Origin of the sequence: Pontibacter mucosus, from assembly GCF_003054055.1 — a bacterium.
Classification (GTDB): Bacteria; Bacteroidota; Bacteroidia; order Cytophagales; family Hymenobacteraceae; genus Pontibacter; species Pontibacter mucosus.
The window spans coordinates 238,475-255,491 of record NZ_QBKI01000002.1; the positions used below are offsets into that span (position 1 = coordinate 238,475).

The following is a 17,017-nucleotide window of genomic DNA, read 5'->3' on the forward strand; positions in this document are numbered from 1 at the left end:
CTCAAAATTGACACCATGCAAAAAGCTGCTTTCACCCTGAAGCAAGTTTGCTTACTATTACTCATACTTTTCGGAACGGTTGCCTGTAACGAGGATACCGTGGAGCCACAGGGAGGTGGCGCCATCAGGGGCACAGTGCTGGATGCCGCAACCAACGCACCCATCTCCACGGCCAGTATCACTACGAATCCGGCTACTTCGGCTGTCATCACCGACCAGGAAGGAAACTTCTCGATAACCGATGTAAATGCCGGCGACTATACCGTGACGGTACAGAAGATCGGGTATAAAACCAAGTCGGTGTCGGTGGCGGTGAAGAACCTCAAAAACAGCACCATCTCGATCGTGTTGGAGGAGTCGACTGGTGGCGGGCTTGCCCCCGGAAAAGCGGCCAATCCCTCTCCTGAGTCGGGCACGACGGCCCAGCCGGTGAACCTCGTACTGAAATGGAAAGCCCCGAAGGCCAACAGCAGCGATACCCTTACCTATGATGTATACTTGTACGAGTCGGGGAATACGGAGAAGAAACTGATTGCCGCCGGCATAGCCGACACGAGCACTGTAGCCAAAGGCCTGAAGTATAGCACCACTTACTTCTGGCAGGTGGTGGTAAAGGACCAGAGTGGCCGCACGGCTAACGGCGATGTGTGGAGCTTCACGACACTAGCCATACCCAACGCCCGCTACCTGTTTGCCCGCATCACCGACGGCGAGTATAATATTTACCGCTCCGATGGCACAGAAGCTAATATTTTCCAGCTGACCCATGGCGCCAGCCGCGAGTGGTGGCCCCTGCTAAATCCGAAGCGCGACATCATCGCCTATTCTTCCAACGCCAGCGTGGAGCCGCAGATTTATACCATGAACATGGACGGGACCGATCAGAAAAAGATCACCTCAGTGCCCGTAGCGGGATACCATAACCAGGGAATCGGGTTTGTGTGGGCGCCGGACGGGGGGCAGCTGATTTATCCGCATTACGAGAAACTGTATAGAATTGAGCGGGATGGCTCCGGCCTGGTGGTGCTGGCTACTGCTCCTGCTGACCGCCACTTCCGTATGCTCGACTGGACTGACCGTGGCAACAAAATCCTGGCCCAGACCATCGGCACCAACATCAATCACTCCGAAATCTACATCATGGACTCCAACGGGGCGAACATGACCCTGCTGGTGGAGGACATGCCGGGCCGCGTGGAGAGTCCTGTGTTTTCTATTGACGGCAGAAGTATACTTTATACCCGCGATGCGGCAGGCTTTGAGAACACCGAGGGACGCCAGCTGGACGCGCGCATCTACCGCAAAAACATCGACGGAAGCGGGTTGGTGGATCTGTCTGTACTAAAGCCCGCTGGCACCAACGATTTATACCCACGCTACTCGCCTACGGGAGACAAAATCATCTTTGTAAATACGCCGAATGATGGCCTCGGCCCCTTTGACATCTATGTGATGGATGCAGCCGACGGGAAGAACCGCACCAAGCTCTTCTCCAACGCCACCATGCCGGACTGGAAGTAGAATCATCTTAAACCACTCAATAGCAAAGAGCCACGGTTACAGCCGTGGTTTTTTCTGTTTTATACTTTATACTTGCCGAAGGCGCTAAACCATACTTTGGAGGCAGTTGTTTAAAGTATAAACCTATAACCAATGGCGAAAAAGGAGGCGCAGCAAGTGTGCGAGTTGTGTGGCAGAGAGGTGCTGAACCTGTCGCGGCACCACCTGGTGCCCCGCGAGGAGGGAGGCCGCTACGGTGCTACCGCCGAGCTTTGCCAGCCCTGCCACAGCACGCTGCACCTTACGTTCAGTAACCGCGAGCTGGCCGTGCTCTACAATTCCATACCCGCTTTGCAACAAGCCGAACCGCTGCAAAAGTACCTGAAGTGGGTACGCACCAAACGCATTGAAAAAATCTCGAACCGCCGTGGCAAGCGTAGGTAAAGTATAGATAGGTGGCTTGGTGAGGGGTTGATTTATACTTTGTAATTCTAAGATGAGATGAACCCATCCCTAATTCCTCCGAGATCTCTTTATGGCGCGAGCGTCCACGCTCGTGACCGGCTATCGTTGGGCCTCCGGCCCAGTCGGATTACAAATCCGACCTCATAATTAAGGCACGGGTTGCAAACCCGCGCCAGCAAGTGTCATTCAGTTAAGAAACTTGGTGGAAGGGAGGTTAAGCTTCTACTACTGGCTACCAGGATCCCCCGAAACAAGCTCGGAATTTTCAACTTTCAGGATGACAAAATGAAGCAAATAAAACGGCTCGCCGAGGCGGGCTTACACCTTCTCAAAGCAAGCAAAGTTACACTACTCTTCTTCCTGCTGCGCTACTTGCCTTAACTCCAGAATCAGGTCCATCTTGTACTGATGCAGCCCGCTCTCCAGTCCGGCGGGGTAGTTGTGCGGGTTCAGGTAGCGGCGTATACTTTCGTGCAGGCTGGAAATCTCCTGTTTCGTGTGCGCCTTTATACTTGGCATGTCCGGTAAAGTATAAACCAGCTTCCCCTGTTCAAAAATCGGCACCAACAAGTCTTTATACTTGGCATTTTCCTCTACCTTGCGGCGGCGGGTTAAGTCCAGCGGGTCCACGATTTGCGGGTGCTTTGGCAGGGGCTCCTGCTCGTTGTAAATCATGTCGGCCAGGTAGCGTTCCTGGTTGTAGTAACGGCGCACCTGCAGTATGCCCGGATTGGATGTCTTGGCCAGCTGCTCCGAAAGCTTGATTTTATACTCCCACTTCCCGTTTTTGATGGCCGCCAGTTTGTACACGCCTCCCAACGCTGGCTGGTCGTAAGCAGTTATCATCTTTGTGCCCACGCCCCATACATTAATCTGGGCCCCTTCCTGCTTCAGGTGCGTGATTAGGTTTTCGTCCAGGTCGTTACTGGCTACAATGCTGGTGCTGTGGAAGCCGGCTTCGTCGAGTAGTTTGCGGGCGGCTTTGCTCAGGTAAGTCAAATCGCCGGAGTCTAGGCGGATGCCCCCGAAAACGAAACCTTTGTGCTGGAGTTTCTTCGCCACGGCAATGGCTTTCTGCACGCCTTCCAGGGTGTCGTAAGTATCCACCAGAAAAACAGAATCCTTCGGAAAAGCATCGCCATAGGCCTCGAAGGCTTCTTCCTCCGAATCGAAAGCCTGTACCCAGCTGTGGGCGTGCGTTCCTTTTACCGGGATGTTGTAGAGCTGCCCGGCCAGCAGGTTAGAGGTGGCATCGGCCCCGCCAATGTAAGCAGCACGCGCGGCAGACAAAGAGCCGTCGATGCCCTGTGCCCGGCGCATGCCGAACTCAATCACCGTATCGCCTTTGGCGGCTTCTTTAATACGGGCAGCCTTGGTGGCAATTAAGGTTTCGAAGTTGATGATGGTGAGCAGCGGTGTCTCGATGAGCTGCGCCTGCAGCAAAGGACCTTTCACGCGCACCAGTGGCTCGCTCGGAAACACCACGGTTCCTTCCGGCACCGCGTCCACATCGCAGGTGAACTCCATCTGGCCCAGGTAATCGATAAAACCTTGCTCAAACAGCGGCTGGCCCTGACTGCCTTGCAGGCTGCTCAGGTAGGCAAGGTCATCCTCGGTAAATTTAAGCGTCTGCAGGTACTCCACCACGTGCTCCAGGCCGGCTGCCACGGTGTAGCCGCCGCCAAACGGGTGCTTTCTGAAGTATAAATGAAACACGGCCTCCCGCTCGGCCATCCCCTGTTTCCAGTAGCCGTAGGCCATAGTCAGTTGGTAGAGGTCGGTAAGCAGGGTGAGGGAGGTGCGGTAGGTTTTATGCAGCGACATGGACTCAAATTTCATGATGATTCTGCCGGTAAGTTAGTAAGTAAAGATTAGAATGTAAGCCTGATTTAGGAGTACGGGCGTAGCTGTGTTATAGTCAGCTTCTTACAGAAAAACTTGCAGGTTGCGCTTTGTATCTGCAATTTTAGGCTATGCAGAAACGACAGTTTATACCTTTTTCGGAGGTTAAAGATAAAAAAGCCATTGTGGTGGACAGCACCCACGCCAACGGCTTCATGCTTTCGCACTGGAGAGGAGCGCCCACACCTGACGCGGTGAAAGACGACACCAGCGCTGCCATTGTGCTGAACGCGATGCGCCAAGGCCTGCCCGAGCTGGACCTGCCCTATGTTACCGCCAATCACTTCGACATCGACGGCTTTGTGGGTGTATGGGCTTTACTGAATCCGGAGCTGGCGCTGGAAAACGAGGAGCTGCTGCGGCAGATGGCCCTCATCGGGGATTTCCGGGAACTGGACCTGAACCATCCGCTGGCCGGCGAGGCGCTGAAGCTGGTGTGCTGGCTCAACGCGAAAGAGCGCGACCTGTTCTACAAGCCTTTCGAGGCTGATGAAATGGAGGAGAAGGAGGCAGCCCAGTGTGTGCAGAAGTTCAAGTATTTCTTGCGCGAGTTCGGCCGGGTGCTGCAGGACCCGGACTGGGAGAAAGGCGCCTGGGAAGACGAAGTGGCCAGCGTGCTGCTCGGCTATCGTGACATGTACAAGCCGGACACCAAAATCACCCGCCACCCGGAGATTGGCCTCATCATCATAGAAACGCCGCATCCCTTGCACTACTACGCGCTTTTCAGCCGCACGCAGGGTTTTGACATGGTGCTGGCCTGTTACCAGGGCAATAAATATGAGTTAGAGTATAAGTATACTACCTGGGTAGACATCACCTCAAGACCCACGCTTCCGAGGCTAAGTATGGCGCCGCTGGCTGCGCGCCTGAACGAACTTGAAACCTCCGGCCGCCACTGGACCTACGATGCCATTACCGAAACCGGCCCGCTCCTCCGCCTCGATGGCGACAAACTCACCCGCTCAGAAACCTACGCCAACCCCACCGAGCGCGAGATTTATACGTCGTCCATTCCCGTGGAGCAGCTGAAGGAGGAGGTAGTGCAGTACTACCAACAAGCCTACCAGGGCATCCAACCCAAGTATAACTGGACCTGGAAAGAGGTGAAGGAGCTTAACCGGTGATTTTCTCAGATTAGGCTTGGTTAGTATGAGTTTTTAGGAGGAGAGACGTAACGTGTTGCGTCTCTTTCTTTTTACTGGCGCGGGTATCCAACCCGTGATGCTTGGTGAGTGTGAGTCTCCAGACTCGCTTTCTGCAGTACCGGGTCCAACCACCCCCTTTTATCCCCTCCTTGTCTAAGGCGGGGAATTTGTAGCTACTTTGGCTGAAGTATAAGTTTCATAGTCTCCGTTCTCGCGTGGACAGGTCGCGACCTGTCCCTACAAAGTATAATTTCCCTCCCAGCCCCTACGAGGAAGGGAATTGTCTGCAGGCGATTACACCCCTATTGAGCGCTGCTCGCAAGTTTCGAACTGCCGTTCTCACTTGTCCTCCAGGGGACAGTTATACTTACTTCTCTCTGTCATCTCGAGCAGCGCGAGAGATCTAACTGGAATTCTCTTCAGATCTCTCCCGAAGGTCGAGATGACAGTAGTGGCAGCGGCTATCGAATGATTCCCAGCCTTTGGGTTGAGCGCCTTGTAGATTTCCGGTGCCGCTGTGGCGGCATTGCGACCGAAGGGTAGCAAAGGAAATGTACACAGCGCGATGCCCGAAGGAGAGGCCTCCCGGCCTAGGAGGGAGCCAAGTTTGAACTGAAACGAGACGTTTGTGCGAACTAGAGGATGAACGGAGGCTAGCAAGGATAGTTTGGTTCAAGTGGAAAGAAACAGCGGCTAGGAAAGTATAAACCCAAGTATAAAGTATAGCCAAAGTATAAGTATGGCTTTTCAAGCCACTCGGATTGCGGACCCGAGAACATAAGAAGGCACAGGTTGCAAACCCGCGCCAGCTATAAGAGAGTTCCGGTGCGTTAGGAAGTATAAATTATGACCCCATTATGAAGTATAGCCAGAGTATAGGTATTGCTATTCAAGCTATTCGCGTCAGCTCGACCTGAGGTATTTCAGGCAAATACTAAAACAACGTACCAGCACTACCATCCTGCGGCTTTGCAGGAGCTTCGCAGTTTTCTTCGTTAAATACCTGGTCAATGGCTTTTTCGGCTTTGCGGAGCTTCTCCTTGCACAGCTTTATCAGTTGCGAGGAGCGCTGCACTTTCTGCGTCAGCTCATCCACGTCGACAGCGTCATTCTCGATGGCGCGCAAAATCTCTTCCAGCTCCTGTGTCGCTTCGCGGTACGTCATATCCTTTAGGTCTTTATTCATCGGTATCTATATTTGCGACGATGCTGTGGAGGGTGCCATCCTGCATCTTGGTTTCCACCACATCGCCGGTTTTTACTTCTTTTATACTTTTAATAATCTTGCCGTTGATGAGCGTGAGCGTATACCCGCGCAGCAACAACTTTTCCGGGTTGTTGGCCTCTATGCTCATCTCCAGCAACTTCAGACGGTGATTCTCGCCCTGAAGCTTGCTTTTGGAAGTATACGCCAGCTTGTCGTTATACTTGGTAAAGCTTAGTTGTTCTTTCTTGAGCTTGTCTTTGGCCTCGGTTTCCACGCAGTGCATCAGGTGGTTGAGCTCATGCTCCTTTAGGTGCAGGTAGCGCTGGCTTTTGCCCTCTACGCACACCGACAGTTCCTGCAGATACCGTTGCCGCTCGTGAAGCAGGTCTTTGGTGCCGGCGCTCACGTCCTTTTCCAAACCATTTATTAGATGCCGCTGAGCCTCCAGGTAAGCCTTTGGTTTCAGCAACAGGCCACGCGACAGGTTTTCCAGTTTATCCTTTCGGCTTTGCAGTTGCTGCCGTGTCTGGTTCTGGAAACGCAGGCTCAGGCGCTCCAACTTGTCATCGGTCAGTTTGAGTTGCTGGGCGGCAAACATGCGGATGCTATCGAACAAATCCTCCGCATACGTTTCTGCTTCCCGGAACCTGTCGATGAGGAAGCCGGCCACGGCAGTTGGTGTTTTCAGGCGCGTATGGGCTACCAGGTCGGCTATACTTTCGTCTCGCTCGTGCCCGATGCCTGTTAGCACCGGCAATGGCGCGTTGCCAATGGCAGCCGCTATCTTATAGTCGTCGAAGCAACTCAGGTCGGTTTGGGAGCCCCCGCCGCGTATGAGGACAATGGCATCAAAAGCGTCACTGTGCTGTGCCACCTGCGCAAAAGCCTGTGCCACAGAAGCAGGAGCCTCATTGCCCTGCACTACCGCCGGGAAAAGGGTCGTCTGGAAAGTATAACCATAGGTATTATTCTCCAGCTGATGTATAAAATCCTGGAAGCCTGCCGCAGTAGCCGATGAAATAACTGCCAGCCGTTGCGGTACCAAGGGTAACTCCAGTTCCTTGTTCGCCTCCAGCAGCCCTTCTGCCTCCAGTCGTTTCAGCGTTTCGAGACGCTGGCGGGCCAGGTCGCCGATGGTATAATTGGGGTCGATGCTGGTGATGTCGAGGCTAAGGCCGTAAAGCTCGTGGAAACGTACTGTTGCCTGCAGCAGCACCTTTAAACCCGCCCGCAGCGGTTGCCCCGTCTTCTCCTCGAAGTAGCGGCTTAGCATCTGATAGCGCGAGCTCCAGATAGTTGCTTTCGCCTGCGCCAGCATCTGCCGGGCGTCGTCGCCTTTGTCCACCAGCGTGAGGTAGCAGTGGCCCTTGCGGCGGTCCACATTTACCTGCGCCACCTCTGCCACCACCCAATAGCTGTCCGGGAACGCCACCTCCAGCTCCTCGCGTATCTGCTGATGCAGCTCATACAGCGAGAGCGGGGCCTGGTGCTCCTCGTACACTACCGTTTGGCGAAAAAAGATTTGGGACATGGGTTCAACAACGTTACAATCTACTGCACAACCAGCAGAAAGCCGGCTCCTCTGCTTCGAAGTTAGGACTTTTTGGCTAAAATAATTAGTAGGGGAGTGGAGAAAATGTTTTTGGGTTTCTGATTTAGGGTATGCATGGTTAGTGTTTAGAAAGATTTTAGAAGTGCCGGGTCCAACCACCCCTGGCCCCTCCTTATAACAAAACCCCACCCCAACCCTCCCCTAAAAACAGGGGAGGGAGTTCTGCTAATTGTATTGTCATCTCGACCTTCGGGAGAGATCTGACAGGAATTCTCTTCAGATCTCTCATTTCATTCGAGATGACAAAAAGGGCAGCAGCTATTGATTCTGTTCCCAGCCTTTGGGTGGGGGTAGGGGCCCTCGCATAAAGAGCGCCTTCTAGATTTCCGGTGCCGCTGTGGCGGCATTGCGACCGAAGGGTAGCAAAGGAAATGTAGACAGCGCGATGCCCGAAGGCGAGGCCTCCCGGCCTAGGAGGGAGCCAAGTAGGAGGTGCAACAGTAGCTTATGTAATCCTGGAGGATGAACGGCAGTTTAGAAGTATAGCTTGGCTACAATTGTGGGAAGCAGCGGCTATTAGAAGACAAAAGCGGACGCTTACGCCAGATAAAGTATAAAAGTATAGCAGAAGTATAAAAGTATGGCTTGCGCGGACTTGGAAGTCCGCAGCAGAGAAGTTCCGGACATGGATGTCTGGAACAGCCCGAGGCACTTGAGGCTGAGAATTAAGAGGATGTTGTAGTATAAATGCTTGTTATTCAGTTAAAAGTATGAAGAAATTCACAGCAGAATCTGCGCCTTAAAACCTGTTTTTCAAAAAAATATCAGAAATAATTTTGGCTTTTTAAAAAGTCGTGCCGTATACTTGCAACATCAAGTCAATACTCCCTTTGCGGATATTGGTTTATAAAGAAGCGTGGAGAGACAGGCTCTGTGAAACGCTAGCAACCTAACTATCGGTGTTAAGGTGCTAATTCCTGAGTTCGGCAGGGTGCCGGACGAATATAAATTGATACGGTCATGTACATCAAGGGAATCAAGCCAACACAGCACGTATTATTAGTTTCAAAGGCAGCCACGCAGCTGTCCGGAACCTCTATTTTAACTTCTGTTAAAACCAGCACCATGCACATGCCCATGTGCACGATGTGTTGTTGTTGCTGTTAATCCAGGTATAAAATTCCTGTCTTCATACTTGGCATAGCGGCAGACCCAATATCTGCTGCTATAGCCGCCTTATACTCCATCAGCACTTCCTTATTTCATAAGCCATATTTTTCATTTTAAACAGATAAATCTACATAGTTATGTCTCAGCCACTTCACTTCGAAACACTTCAGCTGCACGCCGGCCAGGAAATAGATCCAACTACGCAGTCTCGCGCCGTGCCGATTTACCAAACCACCTCTTACGCCTTTAAAAACGCGGAGCACGGGGCCAACCTGTTTGCCCTGAAGGAGTTCGGTAACATCTATACCCGCATCCAGAACCCAACCACCGATGTGTTTGAAAAGCGCGTGGCGGCCCTGGAAGGTGGCGTAGCGGCGGTAGCGGTGTCCTCAGGACAGGCAGCTCAGTTTCTGGCACTTACCAATATCCTGCAGGCCGGCGACAACTTCGTGACTTCAAGTTTCCTGTATGGCGGTACCTACAACCAGTTTAAAGTGTCCTTCAAGCGTCTGGGCATCGAAGCCCGTTTTGCTGAGAATGACGACGCGGCCAGCTTCGAGAAACTGATTGACGAGAAAACCAAGGCGATTTATACCGAGACCATCGGTAACCCGCGCTTCAACATTCCGGACTTTGAGGCCCTGGCTGCCCTTGCCCGCAAGCATGACATTCCGCTGATTGTGGACAACACCTTTGGAGCCGGCGGTTACCTGTTCCGTCCGATTGAGCACGGCGCCAACGTGGTGGTAGAATCAGCCACCAAGTGGATTGGCGGGCACGGCACCAGCATCGGTGGCGTAATTGTAGACGGCGGCAACTTTAACTGGGGCAACGGCAAGTTTCCGCAGTTCTCCGAGCCGTCGGAAGGCTACCATGGCCTGAATTTCTGGGAGGTGTTCGGGGAGAACGGACCTTTCGGAAACATCGCTTTCGCCATCAGAACCCGCGTGGAAGGCTTGCGCGACTTTGGTCCGGCCCTGAGCCCGTTCAACTCTTTCCTGCTGCTGCAGGGACTGGAGACGCTTTCTCTGCGTGTAGAAAGAACCGTACAGAACGCCCAGGCGCTGGCCGAGTGGCTGGAGCAGCACGAACTGGTGGAGAGCGTAAACTACCCGGGCTTGGAGAGCAGCCCTTATCATGAGCTAGCTAAAAAGTACCTGAAGCGTGGATTTGGCGGTGTGCTTTCCTTTAAGCTGAAGGGAGGTAAGGAGCAGGCCGAGAAGTTTGTGAACAGCCTGCAGCTGGTGAGTCACCTGGCCAACGTGGGCGACGCCAAAACCCTCATTATCCACCCAGCCTCTACCACCCACCAGCAGCTGAGCGACGCTGAGCAGCTAAGCGCCGGGGTAGAGCCAACCTTGCTGCGCATATCCGCCGGCATAGAGCATATAAATGATATAAAAGCAGATTTAGAGCAGGCTTTCGCCAAAGTAAAAGAGGCTGAGCCCGCTTTAGCCTAAGTATAAAAATGTCAGAACAGCACGTTTTTCATTACCAACAAGAGTTTCAGCTGGAGTCCGGGGCTTTGCTGCCGGGCTTCCAGCTGGCCTATACCACCTATGGTACGCTCAACCCTGAGCGCAGCAATGTGGTGTGGGTATGCCATGCCCTTACCGGCAGCTCCGATTTTACCGATTGGTGGTGCGACCTTTTCGGGGAGGGCAAGCTGTACAACCCGCAGGAGTGGTTTATAGTTTGCGCCAACACCCTGGGCGGTTGCTACGGCTCCACAGGGCCGCTATCGGTTAACCCTAAAACACTGCAGCCATACTTTCAGGCGTTCCCGCAGCTCACCAACCGCGACATTGTGCGCGCTTTCGATTTGCTGCGTCAGGACCTGGGCCTGGAGCGGGTGCATACTTTAATCGGTGGTTCCCTGGGTGGGCAGCAGGCGCTGGAGTGGGTGTTGCAAAAACCTGCTGTTTTCGAGCGGCTGGTGCACGTGGCCAGCAACGCACGCCACTCGCCCTGGGGCATTGCCTTTAACGAGAGCCAGCGCATGGCTATCCGTCAGGACCCAAGCTGGGGCACCGACACACCGGATGCCGGCCAGCAGGGCCTGAAAACGGCCCGCGCCATTGCCATGCTCTCTTACCGCCACTACAATACCTACCAGCAGGCGCAACAGGAGCCGGGCCATAGCATCACCGACAACTTCCGGGCCGCCAGCTACCAGGTATACCAGGGCGAGAAACTGGCGCAGCGCTTCAACGCCTACACCTACTGGCTGCTCTCCAAGGCGATGGACTCGCACAACGTGGGCCGCGGCCGGGGCAGCGTGGAAAAGGCGCTGGCGCAGGTAAAGGCCAAATGCCTTTTTGTGGGCGTGGATACCGACCTGCTGTTTCCGGTGGAGGAGCAGTATTACCTGCACGCCCAGGTATCGGGCTCAACCTTTCACCTGCTCCGCTCTAACTACGGCCACGATGGCTTCCTGGTGGAGGTGGACCAATTAGCAGATGCCATCCGGCAATTTTATTTAAAGGAAAAAGTAACTGAAGAAGAACTCAACTATGAAAAGCAAGAGCGGTAAACGTATCGGGATATTTGGTTTTGGATGTGTAGGCCAGGGGCTGCATGATGTGTTGCAGGAGAACCCACACCTGAACGTAGCCCGGATTTGCGTGCGCGACCAGGAAAAGCTGCGCACCCTGCCCAAGCATCATTTCACCTACGACGCGCAGGAACTGCTGCAGGACGATAGCATCGACCTCTACGCCGAGCTGATTAGCGACCCGAAAGAGGCGCTGCTGATTGTGCGGCAGGCGCTGCGGGCCGGCAAAACCATTGTGTCGGCCAACAAGAAGATGATTTCCGAAAACCTGACTGAACTGGTGGCACTGCAGGAGGAGTTTGGCGGTACCTTGCTGTATGAAGCGGCCGTTTGCGGCAGCATCCCGATTCTTAGAACGCTGGAGGCATACTACGGCAACGAGCCGCTGCTGGAAGTATCCGGCATTCTGAATGGTTCTTCTAATTATATTCTTACAAAACTCGACGCGGAGGGAATCTCCTACAACGAGGCGCTGGCGCAGGCCCAGGCGCTGGGCTTTGCTGAGGCCGACCCAACCCTGGACGTGGGCGGTTACGACACGCTGCACAAAATCAGCCTGATTGCCGCGCATGCCTTTGGGGCGGTGGTGAAGCCGGAGCAGGTGCTTCGGGCCGGTATCCAGCACATCTCCCGCAAGGATGTGGCGCTGGCGCAGGCGCTGGGTGGCCGCATTCGGCTGGTAGCTACGGCCAAGCTCAACCAAAAAGACAAACTGGAGTTGCAGGTGCTGCCCACGCTGGTGTTCCCGGATTCAGAGCTATACTACGTGGAGGCCGAGTTTAACGGGGTGCAGCTGGAGGCCCGCTACGCTGGTGACCAGTTCCTGAAGGGACGTGGTGCCGGTAGCCACCCGACCGGTTCTGCCGTGTGGGCTGATGTATCGGCGGCGCTGGCTGGCTACAAGTATAGCTACCCTAAGTTCAGGCACAACGAGGAGGGCGACTTGAGGCCAGTACCGGTAGAGGAAGACGATGAGCTGAAGATTTACGTGCGCTCTACCATGCCGGAGTTTCTGCCGCAGCTGCCGTGGCGCGAGCTGACTGTTTTTGGCGAAGGTAAAAGAGAAGTACAGCTGGTAGGCACCATCCGCCGCAAAGACCTGCTCTTGCACCTGTCCGCCCTGAAGCAGACAATCGCGTTTATAGCACAGCTTCCGGCGCACGTGTCGGCAGAACAGGTGGTGGCGGCATCATGCCTCACCCTTGAAGAGGCTGTTTAGAAGTGGGGTTAGAGTGGTACTATTTAAAGGGGGTGATTTGTAAAATATTGGTAGATAGCTTTGTAATTATATATTAATTACACTATGTAAATTTTTTAATTTACTGAAAATGTAGCTATTGTCAAAGTCTCTGCGTACAAATAATCAGTTTGTCACTGAATTTTATTTGTATCAATATGAGACGCAAATCTTTACCAATACTCGCGTTTCTGACGGTGATCATGGTGCTGGCATCTTGCCGGCATGATGGAGCCTCACCGATCCGGAACATAAAAGCTGGCCCCACGCTCTTAAGGGCACAAGCTGGCAATGGCTCCTGCGACAATTATACTTACTTCTATAACAACGAAGAGAGAAACCTGGGAAACGTTTTTACAAAACAAGTGCTGGTGGCTTTCGCCAGCGGAATGAGTGCTGAACAGGAAGCCGAGGTGGTAGCCGCCTATGGCTTTGTGAAAGGACAAAGAGGACAGATTGGATCTAACTCTGCTCTGCTGCACAACCTGGAACTGGTGGACGGGCTGAATTGCAGGCAGGTGGAAAAAGCAATGGAGTTCCTAGCTCAGGATCCTGCCGTTGCGTATGTGGCGCCCTACTTTATGAACGGTGATGGCCTGCTGGGTATCAGCAACGAGGCGATTGTGACGATTGAGGCGGGAGCGGAAGATGCCCTAACTGCCCTGGCTGCCGAATATGGCGCGGAGGTGCTGATGCCGCTGAGTGGTCATACTTACCTGGTGCGCGTGGATAAGCACGCTAGTGGCAATGCCCTGGAACTGGCTAATTTCCTCAAAGGTAAAGCCGGAATCACGCATGCCGAACCTGACTTTATCGTATCGGCAGATGTGCCGGTGGCGGACAGGAGGAACGGCGTCGGAAATCGATTGAATTAAGTATTAAAAGTATAAAAAAGCCGCTCTGGGATTATCTAGAGCGGCTTTTTTATACTTTATACTTTTCATAACTCATTTCTATTGCTGGCGTGAGTTTGCAACTCGTGCCAGCTAATGATGTTGGGTTTTCCCGATATGCTTCGGGACAGGGCATCCCAACTGGCTTGAAAAGCCATACCTTATACTTTTAAATAGCTGCTGTTTCGGACATCCTTGTCCGGAACTACTTCTGCTGCGGACTTCCAAGTCCACGTATGATATACTTTTATACTTGAGTTTATACTTCCATCGCCGCTGTTTCCTACCATTTGAACCAAGCTATCCTTGCTAGCTGCCGTTCATCCTCCAGTCTTACATAAGCTACTGTTGCATTTATACTTTCTGCCCTCCTAGGCCGGGAGGCCTCGCCTTCGGGCATCGCGCTGCTTTCGCTTCCTTTGCTCCTACGTCGCAATGCCTTTCAGGCACCGGAACCTCTCGAGGCGCTCAACCCAAAGTCTGGGAACAGAATCAATAGCCGCTGCCCCTGCTGTCATCTCGACCTTTGGGAGAGATCTGAATAGAATTCCCGATAGATCTCTCGCCCTGCTCGAGATGACAGTAGGAGTAGGAGAACTCCCTCCCCAGTTTTAGGGGAAGATCGGGGAGGGGGTTATACCTGGCCAAAGGTGGTTGGACCAGGTGCTAAAAAAACTGGGGTTAACCCCTCCTAAGAGAGACTTAACCCCAGCTATAGTTCTATACTTTCAGAGCGATACTACACATAAACAGCCTGCGCCCTGTCGCGGAGGTTGTAGGCCGAGGACATGACTTCCCCGTAGGCTCCCGCCGTGCGGATAGCGATCAGATCGCCGCGGTTGGTTTCCGGCAGCATCACCGCTTTGCCAAAGCAGTCGCTCGACTCGCAGATCGGGCCTACCACATCGTAGCGCACCTCCGGCTTCTGGCTCGTCAGGTTCTCTATTTTGTGGTACGACTGGTAGAGCGCCGGACGAATCAACTCAGTCATGCCGGCATCCAGAATGGCGAAGTTGGTGGAAACGCCGTTTTTGATGTAGAGTACCCTCGAAACCAGCGTACCGCACTGCGCCACCAGCGCACGGCCCAGCTCAAAATGCACCTGCTGCCCTGGCCTTAGCTCCAGAAATTGGTTAAACAAGCCAAAGTAGGCCTCAAAATCCGGAACTGGGTTCTCGTCAGGCTGGTAGTAATCTACGCCCAGACCACCGCCCACATTCACGTGCTCCAGCTCTATGTTACGCGCCAGAAACCACTCCTGAAACTCGTTCACGCGGGTGCACAGGTTTTTAAATGCCGTCAGGTCGGTTATCTGGGAGCCGATGTGGAAGTGGATGCCGATGAGCTCGACATGTTTGAGTTGCTGCAGCAGTTCAAGCACGCTCTCCAACTCCCAAGAGTTAATGCCGAACTTGTTTTCCTCCAGGCCCGTGGTGATGTACTTGTGCGTGTTGGCGTTCACGTTCGGGTTGATGCGCAGGGCCACGCGGGCCACGGTGCCTTTCTTCTCCGCCAGCTCGTTTAGCACCTCTAGCTCATGCTTCGACTCGCAGTTAAAGCAGAAAATCTCCTGCTCCAGCGCATAGTTTATCTCCGCATCCGACTTGCCCACGCCGGCAAAAACCACGTGCTTCGGCGAGAAACCGTTCTCGATAGCCGCCTTCACCTCGTTGCCGCTCACGCAGTCGGCCCCGAAGCCGTGCTCGCGCACCGCGTCCAGGACAGGGCTGTTGGCATTGGCTTTCAGGGCGTAGTGCACCTGAAAGTTATACTTCTCTGCCTCCTGTTTTGCCGCCTGCAGGGTCTGGCGCAGCAGGTTCAAATCATAGACATAAAACGGAGTAGCATGCTGCTGCAGCTGCTCCGGATTAAGGTTAAGCATGGGCTTCGTTTCCGTTAAAGATGCCATCGTTCAGTTTCGTAAGGGCCTCAATTTTATCGCTTGTGTTTACCAGTACGCTGATGTTATTCTTGCTGCCACCATAGGAAATCATGCGCAGCGGGATGTTCTGCAGCGACTGGAATACGGCCAGTCCTGAACCACTGCGCTCGGCAATAAAGTCGCCCACCACGCAGACAATGGTCTGGTCCTGGTCTACCTCTACCTGGCCGAATTCCTTCAGCTCCGCCAGAATCTCATTCAGGTGCTTGGCGTTGTCAATCGTCAGCGACACGGCCACCTCGGAAGTGGTAATCATGTCGATAGGCGTTTTATACCTTTCGAACACCTCGAACACGCTGCGCAGAAAACCGTATGCGAGCAGCATTCGGCCGGACTTAATTTTGATGGCGATGATACCATCCTTGGCGGCCACCGCCTTTATTTTACCGCTTTCAGTTTTGGTGCTGATGGTGGTGCCCTTGGCCTCCGGCTGCATGGTGTTGAGCAATTTTACCGGTATGTTCTTCTGCTTGGCTGGTTTTACGCTGCTTGGATGCAGGATTTTGGCGCCAAAGTAGGCCAGCTCGGCCGCCTCGTCAAACGAAAGCTCCGCAATCGGGTGCGTGTTCTTCACGATGCGCGGGTCGTTGTTGTGCATGCCGTCAATGTCGGTCCAGATCTGAATCTCCTGTGCATCCACGGCCGCGCCTATCAGCGAGGCAGAGTAGTCCGAGCCGCCACGCTTCAGGTTGTCGATCTCCCCGAAAGCATTGCGGCAAATATACCCTTGCGTGATGAACAGCTCCACGCCCGGGTGCTTCTCCAGCTCTTTTTGTAACTGTTGGGCAATGTAGGCACTGTCCGGCTCCTCGTTCTCATCGACTTTCATAAAGTTAAGGGCCGGCAGCAGTACAGACTTTTCGCCCTGCTCCTCCAGGTAAAACTGGAAAAGGGCTGTGCTCAGCAGCTCGCCTTGCGCCAGTACCGCGCGCTCCTCGTGAATCGTGAAGAGGTCGAGGGTAAAGGCGTTGAGGTACTCAAAATGCTGTTTCAGTAGCTCGTTTGCCTGTTTCTTTTTTTCGTCGGAGGTGTAGAGTTCCTCTACCACCTGTTTATACTTATCGTGAAGCGCCTGAATGAGCGCCTTTGCTTCGTCGTGTTTATTCTGGTACAGCGTTTCTGCTATCTGCACCAATGCGTTAGTAGTGCCCGACATGGCCGAAAGCACTACAATCTTAGGCTCTCCGTTCAGGATGAGCGAGGCAACCGCCTTCATTCTCTCAGCTGACCCCACCGAGGTACCGCCGAACTTTAGTATTTTCATTAAGGTGATAGAAATGAGTGATGTTAAGCAGGTAAAAATAGCAAAAAATGATGGGAGTAAGGTGGTTAGGGCAAAAGGATGTGCAAAAAAATGAGAACGACCGGATGAGGCACCCGGTCGTTCTGGTAAAGTATAAAAGATGTTTAGTATTTGTTGCATTTCTTTCAGATGCACTTGCTTTTT

At 53.4% G+C, this 17,017-nt stretch carries 12 protein-coding genes and 1 riboswitch; of the genes, 7 read left to right on the plus strand and 5 right to left on the minus strand.

The features are described from left to right. Positions 1–15 precede the first annotated feature (15 nt). Together C8N40_RS04660 and C8N40_RS04665 are read left to right on the plus strand one after the other, a co-directional pair. A complete protein-coding gene (locus tag C8N40_RS04660) occupies positions 16–1,521 on the plus strand; it encodes a carboxypeptidase-like regulatory domain-containing protein (protein WP_108210623.1) in 1,506 nt (501 codons plus the stop codon). A gap of 132 nt (positions 1,522–1,653) precedes the next feature. After that, positions 1,654–1,944, plus strand: coding sequence for an HNH endonuclease family protein (locus tag C8N40_RS04665; protein WP_108210624.1), 291 nt, complete (start codon positions 1,654–1,656; stop codon positions 1,942–1,944). 369 nt (positions 1,945–2,313) lie between these two features. On the opposite strand, the gene C8N40_RS04675 is transcribed toward C8N40_RS04665, so the two are convergent. Continuing rightward, positions 2,314–3,804: a nicotinate phosphoribosyltransferase gene (locus tag C8N40_RS04675; RefSeq protein WP_245904992.1), complete on the minus strand. Its 1,491-nt coding sequence runs from the start codon at positions 3,802–3,804 to the stop codon at positions 2,314–2,316. Positions 3,805–3,938: 134 nt separating this feature from the next. On the opposite strand from C8N40_RS04675, the gene C8N40_RS04680 reads away from it, so the two are divergent. Next, positions 3,939–4,994, plus strand: coding sequence for a DUF6687 family protein (locus C8N40_RS04680; protein WP_108210626.1), 1,056 nt, complete (start codon positions 3,939–3,941; stop codon positions 4,992–4,994). 955 nt (positions 4,995–5,949) lie between these two features. Here the strand turns inward: C8N40_RS04680 and xseB are convergent. Together xseB and xseA are read right to left on the minus strand one after the other, a co-directional pair. Then, a complete protein-coding gene (gene xseB, locus C8N40_RS04690) occupies positions 5,950–6,201 on the minus strand; it encodes an exodeoxyribonuclease VII small subunit (RefSeq protein WP_108210628.1) in 252 nt (83 codons plus the stop codon). Next, positions 6,194–7,753 carry an exodeoxyribonuclease VII large subunit gene (gene xseA, locus C8N40_RS04695; protein ID WP_108210629.1) on the minus strand — a complete coding sequence of 520 codons (1,560 nt, stop codon included), beginning with the start codon at positions 7,751–7,753 and terminating at the stop codon, positions 6,194–6,196. Before xseA ends, xseB begins: the two co-directional genes overlap by 8 nt. Before the next feature lie 922 nt (positions 7,754–8,675). Continuing rightward, a riboswitch (SAM riboswitch) is annotated at positions 8,676–8,785 on the plus strand. 296 nt (positions 8,786–9,081) lie between these two features. Here xseA and C8N40_RS04700 point away from each other — a divergent pair. The 4 genes from C8N40_RS04700 to C8N40_RS04715 all read left to right on the plus strand — a co-directional run bounded on the left by C8N40_RS04700 (position 9,082) and on the right by C8N40_RS04715 (position 13,610). Beyond that, positions 9,082–10,404 carry an O-acetylhomoserine aminocarboxypropyltransferase/cysteine synthase family protein gene (locus C8N40_RS04700; protein WP_108210630.1) on the plus strand — a complete coding sequence of 441 codons (1,323 nt, stop codon included), beginning with the start codon at positions 9,082–9,084 and terminating at the stop codon, positions 10,402–10,404. Positions 10,405–10,412: 8 nt separating this feature from the next. Beyond that, complete coding sequence (locus tag C8N40_RS04705) at positions 10,413–11,477, plus strand: homoserine O-acetyltransferase family protein (protein ID WP_108210631.1); 1,065 nt, start codon at positions 10,413–10,415, stop codon at positions 11,475–11,477. Beyond that, entirely contained in the window at positions 11,458–12,717 is a 1,260-nt protein-coding gene (locus C8N40_RS04710) for a homoserine dehydrogenase (protein WP_108210632.1), read from the plus strand. Before C8N40_RS04705 ends, C8N40_RS04710 begins: the two co-directional genes overlap by 20 nt. A 176-nt stretch (positions 12,718–12,893) precedes the next feature. After that, complete coding sequence (locus tag C8N40_RS04715) at positions 12,894–13,610, plus strand: hypothetical protein (RefSeq protein WP_146173510.1); 717 nt, start codon at positions 12,894–12,896, stop codon at positions 13,608–13,610. A gap of 757 nt (positions 13,611–14,367) precedes the next feature. Here the strand turns inward: C8N40_RS04715 and lysA are convergent. Together lysA and C8N40_RS04725 are read right to left on the minus strand one after the other, a co-directional pair. Beyond that, positions 14,368–15,510, minus strand: a complete 1,143-nt coding sequence (gene lysA / locus C8N40_RS04720) for a diaminopimelate decarboxylase (protein ID WP_108210634.1) — start codon at positions 15,508–15,510, stop codon at positions 14,368–14,370. Further along, the gene (locus C8N40_RS04725; protein WP_108210635.1) at positions 15,503–16,834 is read right to left on the minus strand and encodes an aspartate kinase; all 1,332 of its coding nucleotides are present in this window, start codon (positions 16,832–16,834) and stop codon (positions 15,503–15,505) included. Before C8N40_RS04725 ends, lysA begins: the two co-directional genes overlap by 8 nt. Positions 16,835–17,017 lie beyond the last annotated feature (183 nt).

Coding starts and splice junctions, on each gene's coding strand:
- C8N40_RS04660 (WP_108210623.1), top strand. CDS start 16: ATGCAAAAAGCTGCTTTCACCCTGAAGCAAGTTTGCTTACTATTACTC.
- C8N40_RS04665 (WP_108210624.1), top strand. CDS start 1,654: ATGGCGAAAAAGGAGGCGCAGCAAGTGTGCGAGTTGTGTGGCAGAGAG.
- C8N40_RS04675 (WP_245904992.1), bottom strand. CDS start 3,804: ATGAAATTTGAGTCCATGTCGCTGCATAAAACCTACCGCACCTCCCTC.
- C8N40_RS04680 (WP_108210626.1), top strand. CDS start 3,939: ATGCAGAAACGACAGTTTATACCTTTTTCGGAGGTTAAAGATAAAAAA.
- xseB (WP_108210628.1), bottom strand. CDS start 6,201: ATGAATAAAGACCTAAAGGATATGACGTACCGCGAAGCGACACAGGAG.
- xseA (WP_108210629.1), bottom strand. CDS start 7,753: ATGTCCCAAATCTTTTTTCGCCAAACGGTAGTGTACGAGGAGCACCAG.
- C8N40_RS04700 (WP_108210630.1), top strand. CDS start 9,082: ATGTCTCAGCCACTTCACTTCGAAACACTTCAGCTGCACGCCGGCCAG.
- C8N40_RS04705 (WP_108210631.1), top strand. CDS start 10,413: ATGTCAGAACAGCACGTTTTTCATTACCAACAAGAGTTTCAGCTGGAG.
- C8N40_RS04710 (WP_108210632.1), top strand. CDS start 11,458: ATGAAAAGCAAGAGCGGTAAACGTATCGGGATATTTGGTTTTGGATGT.
- C8N40_RS04715 (WP_146173510.1), top strand. CDS start 12,894: ATGAGACGCAAATCTTTACCAATACTCGCGTTTCTGACGGTGATCATG.
- lysA (WP_108210634.1), bottom strand. CDS start 15,510: ATGCTTAACCTTAATCCGGAGCAGCTGCAGCAGCATGCTACTCCGTTT.
- C8N40_RS04725 (WP_108210635.1), bottom strand. CDS start 16,834: ATGAAAATACTAAAGTTCGGCGGTACCTCGGTGGGGTCAGCTGAGAGA.